Consider the following 16,440-nt stretch of genomic DNA (forward strand, 5'->3'; position numbering starts at 1 on the left):
TGTGAACGCTATAAGCTTGCGAAATTATCATTTTGCAACTTAAGGGATACAGCGCCTATGAAACCACGTCAGCGGCAGGCGGCCATTCTGGAGCATCTGCAAAAGCAGGGAAAATGCTCGGTAGAAGAACTGGCCCACTACTTTGACACCACCGGCACGACAATACGCAAAGACCTGGTATTGCTCGAAAACTCTGGCGCAGTCATTCGCACCTACGGCGGCGTCGTGCTCAACAAAGACGAAACCGATCCCCCCATCGATCACAAAACGCTGATCAATACGAACCAGAAAGCGCTGATTGCCGAAGCCGCCGTGAAATTTATCCACGATGGCGATTCCATCATTCTGGATGCAGGCAGTACGGTTTTGCAGATGATCCCCATGCTCAGCAGGTTTAACAACATCACGGTAATGACCAACAGCCTGCATATTGTGAACGCCCTGTCTGAATTCGACAGCGAACAAACCATCCTGATGCCCGGCGGAACCTTCCGTAAAAAATCTGCGTCGTTTCATGGCCAACTGGCCGAAAACGCCTTCGATCACTTCAGCTTTGATAAACTGTTTATGGGAACCGATGGTATCGACCTGAACGCAGGCGTCACGACCTTTAATGAAGTGTTCAGCGTCAGTAAGGCAATGTGCAATGCCGCACGGGAAGTGATCCTGATGGCGGATTCCTCAAAGTTTGGTCGTAAAAGCCCCAATATCGTCTGTAGTCTTGAAAGCGTCGATAAGCTGATCACTGACGCGGGCATCGATCCGGCGTTCAAAAAAGCGCTGGAAGAGAAAGGAATCGACGTGATCGTAACCGGAGAGAGAGATGAGTGATTTTCTGTTAAACGCAGGCCGCCAGACCTTAATGCTGGAACTGCAGGAAGCAAGCCGTCTGCCTGAACGTCTGGGCGAAGAATTCGTCCGTGCGGCAAACACCATTATCCAGTGTGAAGGGAAAGTGATTGTGGCCGGTATTGGTAAATCCGGTCATATCGGCAAGAAGATTGCCGCAACGCTTGCCAGCACCGGAACCCCGGCCTTCTTTGTCCACCCGGCAGAAGCCCTGCATGGCGATCTGGGGATGATTGAAAGCCGCGACGTCATGCTGTTTATCTCCTACTCCGGTTCAGCAAAAGAGCTGGATTTAATCATCCCGCGTCTGCAGGAAAAATCGGTCGCCCTGCTGGCGATGACCGGCAAATCTCGTTCCCCGCTGGCGCTGGCGGCAAAAGCCACGCTTGATATTTCCGTTGAACGCGAAGCCTGCCCGATGCATCTCGCCCCAACGTCCAGTACCGTCAATACCCTGATGATGGGCGATGCTCTGGCAATGGCTGTCATGCAGGCCCGTGGTTTCAACGAAGAAGATTTCGCACGCTCCCATCCGGCGGGTGCGCTTGGCGCCCGTCTGCTGAATAAAGTGCACCACCTGATGCGCACCGACGAGGCCATCCCTCAGGTAAAACTCGACACCAGCGTGATGGACGCGATGCTCGAATTGAGCCGTACCGGACTGGGTCTGGTCGCGGTATGCGATGAAAACGAATATGTCAAAGGCGTCTTTACTGACGGTGACCTGCGTCGCTGGCTGGTTGGCGGCGGCACACTGGAAACACAGGTCTCTGAGGCAATGACCCAGGGCGGCCTGACGCTGAACGCCGAAAGCCGCGCGATTGAGGCCAAAGAAGTACTGATGAAACGCAAAATCACCGCCGCTCCGGTGGTGGATGAAAGCGGCAAATTGTGTGGCGCGATCAACCTGCAGGATTTCTACCAGGCCGGTATTATTTAGCCTTTCAGCCCCAGACGTTTCGCCAGCCGGTGCAGGTTGGCGACGTCCATCTCCAGTGCCCGCGCACAGGCAGCCCAACTGCGGCCATTCTGCTCAAGCGCGCGGGTGATCCTCTGACGCTGGAATGCTTCCGTTGCCTCACGCAGATTCTCATTCGCGATCTCCGGCATATCCGGCATGATCGTCGGCGTGATGTCGCCGTGAAGCGCAAAATGGTGCGCGTGGATCACCACGTCATCGCCCGATCGCGTAGCCCGGGCCAGCACCACGGCACGGTGAATCGCATGCTCCAGCTCGCGCACGTTGCCTGGCCAGCCGTAACACAAAAGATGGCTGCGTGCTCCAGGGCTTAACACCACGCGGGATAATCCCATCCGCAGCCGACATTGCTCGCAGAAATACCCCGCCAGCAACACCACATCTTCACCCCGCTCACGTAAAGGCGGCACTGAAAGCGGAAACACACTCAACCGGTGGTATAAATCAGCGCGGAAATTCCCGGCCAGCACCTCTTCACGCAGGTCGCGGTTGGTCGCCGCCAGCACACGCACATCCACCCGCAAACTGCGATCGTCACCGACACGCTGAATATCGCCATACTGCAACACGCGCAACAGCTTGGCCTGCAATGACAGCGACAGCTCGCCAATCTCATCGAGGAACAGTGTTCCGTTATCCGCCATCTCAAACTTGCCGCTGCGGTTGCTGATAGCCCCGGTAAACGCCCCTTTCACATGACCAAACAGCTCACTTTCTGCCACGCTTTCGGGAAGCGCCGCACAGTTAAGGTAAACCAGCGGATTCACGGCACGTGGTGATGACTCGTGAATCGACTTCGCCACCAGCTCTTTACCCGTCCCGGTCTCACCCAGAATCAGCACATTAAGATCGGACGCTGCCACGATCTCAATCTCTTTTTTAAGCTGAACCATACCCGGAGACAGACCAATCATGTCGGTGTGTGCCACCTGTTCAAATGCCGCCGGGCTGCCCGGCAGAATATTCTGGCTTTCGAGTTGTTCTATCAGCAACGCGTTGTTGAGCGCCCCCGAGGCCAGAGCCGCAATGAGCCGTAACTCTTCATCGCTAAAGGTATCGAACTGATCCGGAGACAAGCCATCCAGAGTTAATGCGCCAATCAGGTTTTGCCCTGCAAAGAGCGGCAGGCCAATACAGGCGTGCACTTTCAGACTCTCTTGCCCAGGGATCAGCCCATCGTAGGGATCGGGCAAATCACTGTCCGCCGGAAAACGCACAACGTCCCCCGCGCGTGCAATGGTTTCTAAGCGGGGATGGCCTTCCAGGGTAAAACGTCGCCCCAGCACATCCTGCGCCAGCCCGTCGATTGCCAGTGGAATAAATTGCCCCCCTTCATAGCGCAGCAGCGCGGAGGCATCACACGCCAGCACATGACGCAAAGTCGAGATCAATCGCTGAAAACGATCCTGATGACCAATACCGGTTTGCAGTTCAATGGCGATCTTCGCCAGCACCTCTACAGAAAAACTCATGTCTGCCTCGCAGTCATTTTGACAACACATAGTGTCACATTGACAATAATCAGGGTAGTCATATTGACTACCTACTACGAGCAATGGAAATTAAAAACCATAAATATCATATAGATAAAGATTGGCACGCAAGTTGATATAGGTAAATCATCTTAGTTGAAAACGCCGTATTAATTTGAGGTTGCTATGTCTATTCTGGTTAAAAATAACATTCATTGGGTTGGTCAACGTGACTGGGAAGTGCGTGATTTCCACGGGACGGAATATAAAACCCTGCGCGGCAGCAGCTACAACAGCTATCTCATTCGCGAAGGTAAAAATGTTCTGATCGATACCGTCGATCACAAATTCAGCCGTGAGTTCGTGCAAAACCTGCGCAGTGAAATCGATCTGAAGGCTATCGACTACATCATCATCAACCACGCGGAAGAAGACCACGCCGGCGCATTGACCGAGCTAATGTCTTACATTCCGGACACCCCGATTTACTGCACCACCAATGCCATCGACTCCATCAACGGCCATCACCACCATCCGGAGTGGAATTTCCATACCGTGAAAACCGGTGACGCCCTGGACATCGGTAACGGCAAACAGTTGATCTTCGTTGAAACTCCGATGTTGCACTGGCCCGACAGCATGATGACCTACATGACCGGTGATGCGGTACTGTTCAGTAACGACGCCTTCGGCCAGCACTACTGTGACGAACGCCTGTTCAACGATGAAGTGGATCAGACCGAACTCTTCGAACAGTGCCAGCGCTACTACGCCAATATCCTGACCCCGTTCAGCCGTCTGGTCACACCCAAAATCACCGAAATCCTCGGCTTCAACCTGCCTGTCGATATGATTGCGACCTCTCACGGCGTGGTATGGCGTGAAAACCCAGCCCAGATTGTTGAGTTGTACCTGAAATGGGCGGCAGATTATCAGGAAGATCGCATCACCCTTTTCTACGACACCATGTCCAACAACACCCGCATGATGGCCGATGCTATCGCCCAGGGCATTAACGAAGTTGACCCTAACGTGGCCGTGAAAATTTTCAATGTGGCGCGCAGCGATAAAAACGACATCCTGACCAACGTCTTCCGCTCTAAAGGCGTGCTGGTCGGTACATCCACCATGAACAACGTGATGATGCCGAAAATCGCCGGTCTGGTCGAAGAGATGACAGGCCTGCGTTTTCGTAATAAACGTGCCAGTGCCTTTGGATCTCACGGCTGGAGCGGCGGCGCGGTAGACCGCCTCTCCACACGCTTACAGGATGCCGGTTTTGAGATGTCGATGAGCCTGAAAGCCAAATGGCGTCCGGACATTGATGCCCTGGAAATCTGCCGTCAGCATGGCCGCGACATCGCACGTCAGTGGGCGCTCGCTCCCCTGCCTGAATCCACGGTGAAACCTGCGCAACAACAAGCCAGCGCCAGTGTCACCACTGCCGATCTTGGCCCATGCATGCAGTGCAGCGTCTGCCAGTGGATTTACGATCCTGAACTGGGCGAGCCGTTGCAGGACGTTGCACCTGGAACACCGTGGTGCGACGTACCGGACAACTTCCTGTGCCCGGAATGTTCACTCGGTAAGGACGTCTTTGACGAGCTGGCGACGGAGGCAAAATGAGCAACGGAATCGTCATCATCGGCTCGGGTTTTGCCGCCCGCCAACTGGTGAAAAATATTCGCAAACAAGATACGAATATTCCGCTGACGCTGATCGCCGCTGACAGCATGGACGAGTATAACAAGCCCGATTTAAGCCATGTCATCAGCCAGAATCAGCGTGCAGAAGAACTGACCCGCCAGACGGCGGGGGAGTTTGCGGAACTGTTTAACCTGCGGCTGTTCCCCTATACCTGGGTAACGGATATTGATTCCGCCGCACATGTGGTGAAAGCCAAAGACAAGAGCTGGCAGTACGACAAGCTGGTACTGGCGACCGGGGCATCGGCGTTTGTCCCGCCAGTGGAAGGTCGCGAGCTGATGATCACTCTCAACAGCCAGCAAGAGTATCAGGCCAGCGAAACCCGGCTTCGTGATGCTCAGCGCGTGATGATTGTTGGCGGAGGTCTGATTGGGACTGAGCTGGCGATGGATTTTTGCCGGGCGGGTAAATCCGTCACGCTGGTGGATCACGCATCGAGCATTCTGTCAGCCCTGATGCCAGCAGAAGTGAGCAGTCGCTTACAGCATCGTCTGACCGATATGGGTGTGCATCTGCTGCTGAAATCCAGGCTGGAAAGCCTGGCAAAAACAGACTGCGGCATTCGGGCGACCTTCGACCGCCATCGCGGTATTGACGTGGACGTCGTTATCGCGGCGACGGGCCTGCGCCCGGAAACCGCTCTGGCGCATCGCGCCGGAGCTGAAACACACCGTGGTGTGAACGTCGACAGCTATCTGCAAACCTCGCAGCCGGATATTTACGCGCTTGGCGACTGCGCAGAAATTAATGGTCAGGTGCTGCCCTTCCTGCAGCCGATCCAGTTAAGCGCATTGTATCTGGCAAAAAATCTGCTTGGGGCCAGCACGCCACTCAAATTACCGGCCATGCTGGTGAAGGTGAAAACACCGGAGCTGCCGCTGCATCTCGCGGGCGAAACACAGCGGCAGGATTTGAGCTGGCAGATTGCCATTGAGCCGCAGGGAATGGTGGCTCGCGGCGTCGACAGCGACGGTCAGATGCGCGCCTTTGTCGTTAGCGAAGATCGGATGAAGGAGGCTTTCGCTCTGTTGAAATCCCTGCCCGCTTAACTGCCATTTTTTTACCACGCTGACTTAACCTTAGGATTTTATTATCCGCCGCCCCGATGTCCCGGGGCTTTTTTTTTCGCATTCTATTCATTAAATAAATACAAATCAGGTAAATCATCGCTATCAATCCCTTGTCTATTATTTTTATCAATATATAAATACGGAACACCCGAAAAACAGCGGCCTGTTTTATCCGTTTATTCCGGATTACCTTAATGAGGTATTAACACCAACCGGAGAAATGCCATGGCAAACTTTGCGGAAGACCTCAACGCCCTTGCGGTCTATTTCAAGAAAGTGGCGCATGAAGAGAAAATCTTATTTCGCTGGCTATACCTGAGCCCGGAGGCACGAATCGAGCGTTTACGAGAATTAATGATCCCGGTAAGTCATATTAAGCGCTAACAACCGGATAATAACATTAAATGTCGATTATTTAGCGCTTCATTATCAGCCGGGAAAATGAAGCGCGAGGAAAAATATCATTCACTTTCCCTATTCCTGCATTCTCTTTTTAAGAGGAAAAACCTGTTCAGAATGAACTCACCCGACAAAACCGGAACACTTCCGACAACTTAACCTTATTTCTTCCGCAAAAAGATTTACACTCCCAACCTCTCCCTGGCGGCGGATAACACCATGCGACAACTGCAAAAAATTCGACAATATCAACGCCTTTCGCAGCACTACGGTGCAGAGCCCACGCTGACAACAATTGCCGAAGTGGCTGAAGTCGCCCTGTGCAGTGAGCGCCACGCACGCCCCCTGCTGCGCCAGCTTGCGCAGAGTGGATGGTTACTCTGGGACGCGCAACCAGGGCGTGGTCACCGGGCAACTCTGCACTGCAAGGCAAGCACCAGTGAACTCAGTGCGCCGCTCATGCATGCCTGTCTGGAAAAAGGGGATTACCAAAGTGCCCTACAGCTGGCCGATGGCAACCCGGCCAGCCTGCATCACATCATCACGCCGTTTCTCGGCGGGAAATGGCTCAAGCACCAGCCGACATTGCGTATCCCCTGGTATCGTCCGCTCACCTCGCTTCACCCGGCATTGCAGCGCCGTCGCGCCGAGCAACATATTATCTGTGCCGTTCACGCGGGGCTGACGCGTTATGCGCCAGGTCAGACACAGCCTGCGCCTGATCTGGCGCATCACTGGGATATCAGCGACGACACATTGTGCTGGCGGTTTTATCTGCGCAGCGGCGCGCACTGGCATAACGGGCAGGCGATCAGCGATAGCGACATTCTCAGCGCGCTGCAACAGGCACTGGCCGATCCAACGCGAAATACCGGGCTGCGGCATATCAGCCAGGTGACGCTCAGCGCCCCCTGGTGTCTGCAAATCACCCTCAACGCCCCGGATGCATTTCTGGCACATCGTCTTGCGCATCACGCTTGCCGCCTCCCTCACCCACAACTGCCGGATATCGGGGCGGGTCCCTTTGCCATCGCCCACCATCATTCACACTATTTGCGTCTGGAGCGGCAACCCTGGTACTTTGCCGCGCACCCGCTCCTGCATGCCATTGAATTCTGGCGAACTCGCTCCGGGACGCCCACCCCCGCCTGGATAACCGTGGGAAAAGGCCAAAACGCCCAGCAGACAGCCTCTTCCACCAATGGCGGTTTCACCTGGCTCATGATGAACGCCAGGCTGTCCCAGCCGCTCGCGACCTGGCTGCGCCAGGAAATTCTGGACATCAACCAGCAACGCTTCTCTGCGCGGGATGATTTACTGCCCCGCACTGAAATACTTCCGGGACTGGAGACACCCCGGTTCCGGATAGCGCCTGACGCGCCGTTGCCTGAAACATTGACGCTGGTCTTTTATCACACACCCGAGCTTTATGAACTCGCCAAGACGCTCCGCGCTCGCCTGAAAAAACGGCGGTGTGAACTGATGATCTGTGCAAAAGACCGCGATGCATGGCACGCTCAGGACGCACTCGTCGATGCCGATCTCCTGCTCGGTGATTACCTGTCTGGAGAATTACCCGGCTTTGCGCTGGCTGAATGGTTTACGGACGAGCCGGCATGGGCCACGGCGTTGAGTGAGACAGTGTGGCAGGATGAGAAGCAGAAACTGATGGGGTACTGCGTGAGCGAAGCGAGTCTGAGCCGTCATCTCGTCCCCTTCTTTCGCCGTTTGCTGGAAAGCGGCGCATGTACGCCGCTCTTTCACTACCGTTATCGCATCAACACCATGGAAAACGTGCAGGACATTGTGCTGACAGCCGGTGGCTGGCTTGATTTCACCCGCGCCTGGCTGCCGCCTGTTCAGGAATGAACCACCAGCGCGTCATAACCACGCCAGCGGTAGTTGATCATCGAGATCAGCCAGCAGGCGATAAATAGCCCAACGACCACAAACCCGGCATTACCGAGATTGTCATTCACCGCGCCAATGGCATCCCAGATACCGCCGCTAAGCGCGAACTTGTCCATCAGCAGACCAAGCGCTTCCAGTCCACCGATAAACAGCGCAACCACAACGGATGTGCCAGTGATCGTCATGTTGTAGTAGAGCTTGCGCTGCGGTTTGTTGAATGCCCAGCCATAGGCCCCGACCATCAGTAAATTATCGATGGTGTCGATCAGCGCCATTCCGCTGGCAAACAACGCCGGGAAGATCATGATTGACCAGACTGACATTCCGCTCGACGCACTGGCTGCAGAGATCCCTAATACGCCAATTTCAGTGGCGGTATCAAAACCGAGACCAAACAGAAAACCGACCAGGTACATCTGCCAGCTTTTATTGACGAGGCGGAAGGTCGTACCAAACAGCCAGTTCATCACCCCGCCCTGGGCCGTAAACTGCACGTCACTGGTTGCCGTCTGGCCCTTTTTCAGCGCCTGAAAACTCCGCCATACGCCGTGTAAAATCACCATATTGACCAGTGCCATCGCCAGTAAAAACGTGGCCGAAACAGCAGTACCGATCAGACTGCCCGTCTCATGAAACCAGGCCATGTTCTTCTGAAATGCGGTGGCCGTTGCCGCTATTGCAATTGAAGCCAGCACCACGATGGTGGAGTGCCCAAGAGAGAACCACGCCCCCACGCCGGACGGGCGTTTGCCCTGCTGCATCATCTTACGGGTGACAGTATCAATCGCCGCGATATGGTCGGCGTCCACCGCATGACGCAATCCGTAGCACCAGGCCAGCAGGCTTGCGGCCATCAGCGCCGTGCTACCGCTGAAGGTCTGCCATGCAAAGCCCCAGGCCAACAGATTGGCCATCACCAGAGCCAGCAGCAAAAGTGCTGCACGAGGTTCATTGCGTAAGAGTCGTAACATTTGAGATCCTTTGTGAACATGACCGGGCCGCGGCGACAACCGCCTGCCCGAAGGAGATCGCCCCATCACCTGCAGGCAGGCGATAAGGGAAAAGAAGATTAAATTCATGCAGATGATGTTGCAGTCGCGCGCGTAACAGCCGGTTGTGTAATACCCCTCCGCTACAGCACACCGTCCGGATGGTGAAACGTCGGGCATGGTGTGTAACCAGCTCTGCCAGCCCCTTTGCCAGCGCATCATGAAACGCCCATGCGCGCTCGCACGGCTCTGCCTGCCAGTCCAGCCATTGCTGCCAGAAGGTGCGGAGCACAAGGTTGCCATTTTCTACCGCTAGCGTGACCGGGTGTTCAGTGCCCGAACCGTGGGCAGCGAGTGCCTCCAGTTTACAGGCGGCTTCGCCTTCATAGCGCTGTGCCTCTGGCGTGATCCCCAGCGCGCAGGCAACCGCGTCGAACAAGCGCCCACAGGATGAAGCCAGTGGCGCGTTGATCCCGCGCCCGATCGCTGTCGCCAGTAACGGCCAGTTTTGCGCCAATACGGCATGGGCTTCTGCTCGCTGCTGCCAGTCCGGCACAAATGCCAGGCAGTGAGCGAGCAGGTTACGCCACGGTTGCGAAGCAGCCAGATCGCCGCCTGGTAGCGCCACAGCGGGTAAACCGCCAAGATGCTCACATTCGAGATAATTCACCCGCAGGCATTCACCGCCCCACAGTTCGCCATTATCCCCCATGCCAATGCCATCCAGCGTCAGGGCAATCACATCCTCACCTTCCAGTGGCCAGCCGTTCTCCGCCAGGCATGCCGCTGCATGGGCATGGTGATGCAACACGGCCTCGACAGGCAACATCTGGTCTTGCGCCCATTGACGGGCGCGGTATCCAGGGTGAGCATCGCACACCACGCGTTCTGGTGTGAAGGCATACATCTGCTGGATCACCGACAGCGCAGTACGCCACTGTCTTTCGACACCGTCATCACTGAGATCGCCAAAATGCTGGCTCAACACCGCCTGGCCATCACGCACCAGGCAGAAGGTATTTTTCATCTCCGCTCCCAGACACAACATGGCCGGGATTGCGGTGAAGCCTGAAGGCAACGGAATTGCATCCGGTACAAAACCACGTGCGCGGCGCAGCATCGCACCATCCTGATCGAGTACAGAATCATCCATGCGTTGCAGGATGTCGCGGTTGTGCAGCAGCACGCCATCGGCAATATTCCCCAACATCGCCAGCGCGTGTGTGTTGCTGGTTGCCGGCGGCTTACCGCTGAGATTGCCAGATGTCATCACCAGTGGGCGCTGAAGATCCATCATCAACAGATGCTGAAGCGGGTTTGCAGGTAACATGATGCCAATGGTCTCCAGACCCGGTGCGATGTCGTGTGGCAAATCGGGAAGCCATACTTTGGGGGTGAGCACAATGGGAGCTGCGGGAGAGTGCAGGCGCACACTAAGCGTGTCAGGCAGACCATCCGCCTGCGGGATCATCACCGCCAGCGGCTTCGTCGGGCGGTGTTTTCGTGCCCGTAACCGCGCCACCGCCTGTCCATTTTGCGCATCACATGCCAGATGAAAACCGCCCAGGCCTTTGATGGCCACAATCCCGCCATTTTTTAGCATTTCAACCGCGGCATTCAGAGCCGCGTCGCGCGTCGCGTGCACGCCTTCGGCTCGCCATTCAAGCTCAGGCCCGCAATCCGGGCAGGCTACAGGCTGGGCGTGAAAGCGTCGATCGGCAGGATTACGGTACTCCGCATCACATGGCTTACAGAGCGGGAACCGCGCCATGACGGTCGCGGGACGGTCATAAGGCATCGCACGAATGATGGTAAAGCGGGGTCCGCAATGCGTGCAGTTGATAAACGGGTAACGGTAGCGGCGTTCATGGGGATCGCGCATCTCCGCCAGACACGCGGGGCAGGTGGCGGCATCCGGCACAATCTGTGTGTCCATCACCCCACCCGCACTCTGCCGGATGGTGAAACCGGCAGGTTCAGCCAGCCAGGCGTAAGGCTGCGTTTCAACCTCGTCGATACGGGCTAACGGTGGGCACTGCTGGCGCAACCTCGCGGTAAAATCCCCCCCATTACCGAGGAGACGCACCAGCACACCCTCACCGTCATTACACACGTCGCCAGTTAACTGCATCTGATGCGCCAGTTGCCAGACGAAAGGACGAAACCCCACGCCCTGTACTTTGCCGCGCACCCGCAGTTGTACGCCGTTACCGTTCATCGTCACTCAGAACAGCAAAGATGACGACGTGTCGAATGCCGCCCGGCGGCGTTTTTCCGCGCTCATCTGTTCAAGCTTGTCACGATCCACACAAACCAGCGCGTGCGTCGGACAGGCTTCCATACAGGCTGGCCCTGCCTCACGGTGGTAGCACAGGTCACATTTGTTAGCTTCAGCTTTATCTGCTCGCACGCTCAGCCCGACGCCGCTGTTACGGACAACCGGGCGCACCACGACTTCCATCGCGCCGTAAGGACACGCTACTACGCAGGTTTTGCACCCAATGCAACGTTCCTGCATTACATGTACAAAGCCTTTTTCACGGCTGATCGCGCCGTTAGGGCACACATTGGCACAGGGGGCATCTTCACACTGACGACAGATGGCCGCCGTTGAAATATTCACGCCCTTAATGACGTGGATTCGTGGCAGGAAAGATTCCGGGGTCAGGGATGCACAATCCTGCTCCGCCTGATGGGATACTACGCACGCGACTTCACAGGTACGGCAACCAATACACTTACTGGCATCGGCCATCATAAAACGGTTCATCTGCTTCTCCAGCATAACAGTCATGCGCGGAAGCATTCATAAAACGTGCCAATTTTTAATGTATTGATTTAACTGAATTTAGAAAGACTCCCACGCTGTCATCGTCACAAGTGACGATGACAGGTGTCGACGTCAAAGATGAGGGCCCGGCGTAACGGAGTCGCGCAAAATCAACTCACCAGAGAAGGTTTGTTGGGAGATAAACTCACCGCCATCCAGCATGAAGATCAGACGACTAATCGTCTCTTTGATCATCTCCGTTACCGGAATTCGCACGCTGGAGAGAGAGGGGGTGAGATACGGCGCAATCGCCACATCATCAAAGCCAATCACCGACACCGCCGCAGGGGTAGCAATCCCGCTATCGTGAAGCTGTTTCATGGCGCCGATCGCCATGTCGTCATTGCTCGCCACCAGTGCTGTAAAGGTCTCGCCACGGGATAACAGCTCAGATACCGCCGCCGCACCGCTGGCCGGGTTCCATTTTCCCTGGGCAATCAATTCAGGACGAAGCGGGATCTGGTGCTGCGCCAGTGCCTCTTTGTAGCCGGAAAGACGCTCAATGCCGGTTGGGGAGTCCAGAGATCCGGTGATAAAGGCGACATCCCGATGCCCCTGTTCGATGAGTTGCGACACCGCCGCCTGGCAGGAGGCTTTATGATCAGACCAGACGCAATGGCTGCTGTTTTTACGCAAGCGACGGTTAAGCACCATAATCGGCTGCTCGCACTTCTCGATGATGTCGTCCATCTCGTCCACGCTTAAGAAACGCGGGTAGATGATCACCGCATCGCAGCGCATATCGAGCAGATACTGGATCGCCTTACGCTCTTCTTCTGCGCTGTGCTTACCATCCGCCAGAATCAGCTGTCGCCCCTTCTCTTCCGTCATTCGGGCAGCATGGAACAGCAACTCGCTGAAGTAGACCCCGTGATATAGCGTGTTCGTGACGACCAGCCCAAGGGTTTGCGTCCGTTTGGTGGCCAGATTGCGCGCAAGTAAATTGGGACGATAGCCGCTCTCGTCAATCGCCTGAAACACCCGGTCTTTCGTCTCCTGGCTCACGTAGCCATTTCCCGACAGCACCCTGGATACCGTCGCTTTCGAAACGCCCGCCCGCTTCGCCACTTCCAGCATCGTGGTCATGTTTTTATTCCGTTTGAAACTGATGGGGCGCAGTGTACTGCACCACAGAAAAATTGTCCCAGCACGAATATCACGCTTTCAACACCCCATAGTGATCATCATCACGAATATAAAAAATGTACAAAACATGATCTTGTTTCATTCAAAGAAACTCATGATGATTATGTGGAACCGGTTTCCTATCTATTCTCATAACGACAACAGGATCACATCCGATGGCCAAAAATTACGCTGCGCTGGCGAAAGACGTTGTTAGCGCACTCGGCGGCAAAGACAACGTTGTCGCCGTCACCCACTGCATGACGCGCCTGCGTTTCGTCCTGAAAGACGAAAGCCAGCTCGACAGCGCACAGCTCAAAAGCATCAGCGGCGTACTCGGCGTGGTACGTAACGATAACCAGTGTCAGGTAATCATTGGCAATACCGTTTCTCAGGCCTACCGCGAAGTCGTGAATCTGCTGCCGACAGAGATGCAGCCAGCCCTTCCCGAAGGCCCGCAAAAGCTGACTTTCCGCCGCATTGGTGCGGGGATCCTGGATGCGCTGATCGGAACCATGTCACCACTGATCCCGGCGATTATCGGTGGGTCGATGGTCAAACTGCTGGCGATGATCCTGGAAATGACCGGCGTGTTGACCAAAGGTGCGCCAACACTGACCATACTGACGGTGATTGGGGACGGCGCATTTTTCTTCCTGCCACTGATGGTCGCCGCCTCTGCTGCCGTGAAATTCAAAACCAACATGTCACTGGCGATTGCTATTGCAGGCGTACTGGTTCACCCCAGTTTCATTGAGCTGATGGCAAAAGCTGCACAAGGTGAACACGTCGAGTTCGCCTTTATTCCGGTCACTGCGGTGAAATACACTTACACCGTGATCCCGGCGCTGGTGATGACCTGGTGTCTGTCCTACATCGAACGCTGGGTAGATAAAATTACCCCGGCCGTGACCAAAAACTTCCTCAAACCGATGCTGATTGTGCTGATTGCCGCGCCGCTCGCCATCGTACTGATTGGCCCGCTCGGGATCTGGATCGGAAGCGCGATCTCCGCGCTGGTTTACACCATTCATGGTTATCTGGGCTGGCTGTCCGTTGCCATCATGGGCGCACTCTGGCCACTGCTGGTGATGACCGGGATGCACCGCGTATTTACCCCCACCATCATTCAGACCATTGCCGAAACAGGCAAAGAAGGCATGGTAATGCCATCGGAAATTGGCGCTAACCTGTCACTCGGCGGTTCATCGCTGGCGGTCGCCTGGAAAACGAAAAACCCGGAATTGCGTCAAACCGCGCTGGCGGCGGCAGCCTCTGCCATCATGGCGGGGATCTCCGAACCTGCTTTGTACGGCGTGGCGGTTCGTCTGAAGCGTCCGCTGATTGCGAGTCTTATCAGCGGCTTTATCTGCGGCGCAGTTGCCGGGATTGCCGGGCTCGCCAGCCATTCGATGGCCGCACCAGGGTTGTTTACCAGCGTACAGTTCTTCGACCCGGCCAATCCAATGTCCATCGTCTGGGTATTTGGCGTGATGGCGCTGGCAGTGGTGTTATCGTTTGTCCTGACGTTGATTCTCGGCTTTGAAGATATCCCGGTTGAGGATGACGCGGAAAAAACCCGCGCCCTGCACACTGCGCCGGTTCAGGCACAAGCAGCACGAGCATAATTCTATAGCGAGGTAAAAATGTCTGTTTTTCCACAAGGATTTTTATGGGGTGGTGCGCTGGCCGCCAACCAGAGTGAAGGGGCTTACCGTGAAGGCGGAAAAGGACTCACCACAGTCGACATGATCCCCCACGGCGCAAACCGTCTGGCGGTAAAAGTCGGGAAGGAAAAACGTTTTTCGCTGCGTGATGACGAGTTTTATCCAAGCCACGAGGCGATTGATTTTTACCATCGCTATAAAGAAGACATCGCGCTGATGGCGGAGATGGGTTTCACCGTATTCCGCACCTCGATTGCCTGGAGCCGCCTCTACCCAAACGGCGACGAACCGCAGCCAAACCAGGAAGGTATCGCCTTTTACCGCGCCGTGTTTGAAGAGTGCAGAAAATACAACATTGAGCCACTGGTCACACTCTGCCACTTCGATGTGCCTATGCATCTGGTCACGGAGTATGGCTCCTGGCGCAACCGTAAAATGGTCGATTTCTTCGCCCGTTATGCGCGTACCTGCTTTGAAGAATTTGACGGTCTGGTGAAATACTGGCTGACCTTCAATGAAATCAACATCATGTTGCACAGTCCTTTCTCCGGCGCGGGTCTGGTGTTTGAAGCGGGTGAAAACGAAGATCAGGTGAAATACCAGGCCGCGCACCACGAGCTGGTAGCAAGTGCGCTGGCAACCAAAATCGCCCACGAGATCAACCCGGAAAACCAGGTCGGCTGTATGTTGGCGGGCGGTAACTTCTACCCGTACTCCTGCAAACCAGAAGACGTATGGATGGCGCTGGAAAAAGACCGTGAAAACCTGTTCTTTATCGACGTGCAGGCGCGCGGCAGCTACCCGGCCTACTCGGCGCGCGTGTTCCGCGAAAAAGGGGTGGTGATTGTTAAGGATCCGGGCGATGACGACCTGCTGAAACACACGGTCGATTTTGTCTCATTCAGCTATTACGCCTCGCGCTGTGCGTCTGCGGATATGAATGCAAACAATACCAATGCGGCGAATATCGTGAAGTCCCTGCGCAATCCGCATATCGAAGTCAGTGAATGGGGCTGGGGTATTGACCCGCTGGGTCTGCGTATCACCATGAACATGATGTACGACCGCTACCAGAAACCCCTGTTCCTGGTGGAAAATGGCCTCGGTGCGAAAGATGACATTGATGCCAACGGCGAGATTAACGATGACTATCGTATCAGCTACCTGCGCGAACATATCCGCGCAATGGGCGACGCCATCGAAGACGGTATTCCGCTTATCGGTTACACCACATGGGGCTGTATCGACCTGGTGGCTGCCTCCACGGGTGAAATGAGCAAGCGTTACGGGTTTATTTATGTCGATCGCGACGATGCAGGCAACGGAACGCTGGATCGTAAGCGCAAGAAATCGTTCTGGTGGTATAAGAAAGTGATTGCGAGTAACGGGGCGGATCTGGCGTAACATGCGGTTTCCCCTCATCCCGAAGGGAAGAGGGGATT

13 protein-coding genes are annotated in these 16,440 nt (G+C 55.4%); 8 read left to right on the top strand and 5 right to left on the bottom strand.

Annotated elements, in window-relative coordinates:
• The first annotated feature begins 57 nt into the window (after positions 1–57).
• Both HV346_RS17475 and gutQ read left to right on the top strand, forming a co-directional pair.
• Positions 58–831, top strand: a complete 774-nt coding sequence (locus HV346_RS17475) for a DNA-binding transcriptional repressor (protein WP_181620514.1) — start codon at positions 58–60, stop codon at positions 829–831.
• Positions 824–1,789 (top strand): arabinose-5-phosphate isomerase GutQ, encoded by a 966-nt coding sequence (gene gutQ, locus HV346_RS17480; protein ID WP_181620515.1) that lies wholly within the window; start codon positions 824–826, stop codon positions 1,787–1,789. Before HV346_RS17475 ends, gutQ begins: the two co-directional genes overlap by 8 nt.
• On the opposite strand, the gene norR is transcribed toward gutQ, so the two are convergent.
• Complete coding sequence (gene norR, locus HV346_RS17485; RefSeq protein ID WP_181620516.1) at positions 1,786–3,300, bottom strand: nitric oxide reductase transcriptional regulator NorR; 1,515 nt, start codon at positions 3,298–3,300, stop codon at positions 1,786–1,788. The genes gutQ and norR overlap by 4 nt on opposite strands.
• 186 nt (positions 3,301–3,486) lie before the next feature.
• Here norR and norV point away from each other — a divergent pair, with 186 nt between their 5' ends.
• The 4 genes from norV (at position 3,487) to HV346_RS17505 (ending at position 8,345) form a co-directional block, all read left to right on the top strand.
• A complete protein-coding gene (gene norV / locus HV346_RS17490; protein WP_181620517.1) occupies positions 3,487–4,926 on the top strand; it encodes an anaerobic nitric oxide reductase flavorubredoxin in 1,440 nt (479 codons plus the stop codon).
• Positions 4,923–6,056 carry an NADH:flavorubredoxin reductase NorW gene (gene norW / locus HV346_RS17495; protein ID WP_181620518.1) on the top strand — a complete coding sequence of 378 codons (1,134 nt, stop codon included), beginning with the start codon at positions 4,923–4,925 and terminating at the stop codon, positions 6,054–6,056. Before norV ends, norW begins: the two co-directional genes overlap by 4 nt.
• Positions 6,057–6,302: 246 nt before the next feature.
• Positions 6,303–6,461: a hypothetical protein gene (locus HV346_RS17500; protein ID WP_181620519.1), complete on the top strand. Its 159-nt coding sequence runs from the start codon at positions 6,303–6,305 to the stop codon at positions 6,459–6,461.
• A 234-nt stretch (positions 6,462–6,695) separates the two neighbouring features.
• Positions 6,696–8,345 carry an SgrR family transcriptional regulator gene (locus HV346_RS17505; protein ID WP_181620520.1) on the top strand — a complete coding sequence of 550 codons (1,650 nt, stop codon included), beginning with the start codon at positions 6,696–6,698 and terminating at the stop codon, positions 8,343–8,345.
• On the opposite strand, the gene HV346_RS17510 is transcribed toward HV346_RS17505, so the two are convergent.
• From HV346_RS17510 to HV346_RS17525, 4 genes are all read right to left on the bottom strand, one after another.
• The gene (locus tag HV346_RS17510; protein WP_181620521.1) at positions 8,336–9,358 is read right to left on the bottom strand and encodes a HoxN/HupN/NixA family nickel/cobalt transporter; all 1,023 of its coding nucleotides are present in this window, start codon (positions 9,356–9,358) and stop codon (positions 8,336–8,338) included. The genes HV346_RS17505 and HV346_RS17510 overlap by 10 nt on opposite strands.
• Positions 9,336–11,594: a carbamoyltransferase HypF gene (gene hypF / locus HV346_RS17515; protein WP_181620522.1), complete on the bottom strand. Its 2,259-nt coding sequence runs from the start codon at positions 11,592–11,594 to the stop codon at positions 9,336–9,338. Before hypF ends, HV346_RS17510 begins: the two co-directional genes overlap by 23 nt.
• Before the next feature lie 6 nt (positions 11,595–11,600).
• Positions 11,601–12,146 (bottom strand): electron transport protein HydN, encoded by a 546-nt coding sequence (gene hydN, locus HV346_RS17520; RefSeq protein WP_181620523.1) that lies wholly within the window; start codon positions 12,144–12,146, stop codon positions 11,601–11,603.
• Positions 12,147–12,278: 132 nt separating this feature from the next.
• Positions 12,279–13,292 carry a LacI family DNA-binding transcriptional regulator gene (locus HV346_RS17525; RefSeq protein WP_181620524.1) on the bottom strand — a complete coding sequence of 338 codons (1,014 nt, stop codon included), beginning with the start codon at positions 13,290–13,292 and terminating at the stop codon, positions 12,279–12,281.
• 215 nt (positions 13,293–13,507) lie between these two features.
• Between HV346_RS17525 and ascF the strand changes: the two genes are divergently transcribed.
• Positions 13,508–14,959, top strand: a complete 1,452-nt coding sequence (ascF, locus tag HV346_RS17530) for a PTS cellobiose/arbutin/salicin transporter subunit IIBC (protein ID WP_181620525.1) — start codon at positions 13,508–13,510, stop codon at positions 14,957–14,959.
• 18 nt (positions 14,960–14,977) lie between these two features.
• Entirely contained in the window at positions 14,978–16,402 is a 1,425-nt protein-coding gene (locus HV346_RS17535; RefSeq protein ID WP_181620526.1) for a 6-phospho-beta-glucosidase, read from the top strand.
• The last annotated feature ends 38 nt before the right edge of the window (positions 16,403–16,440 follow it).

Source organism: Enterobacter sp. RHBSTW-00994 (assembly GCF_013782625.1).
Lineage (GTDB): Bacteria > Pseudomonadota > Gammaproteobacteria > Enterobacterales > Enterobacteriaceae > Enterobacter.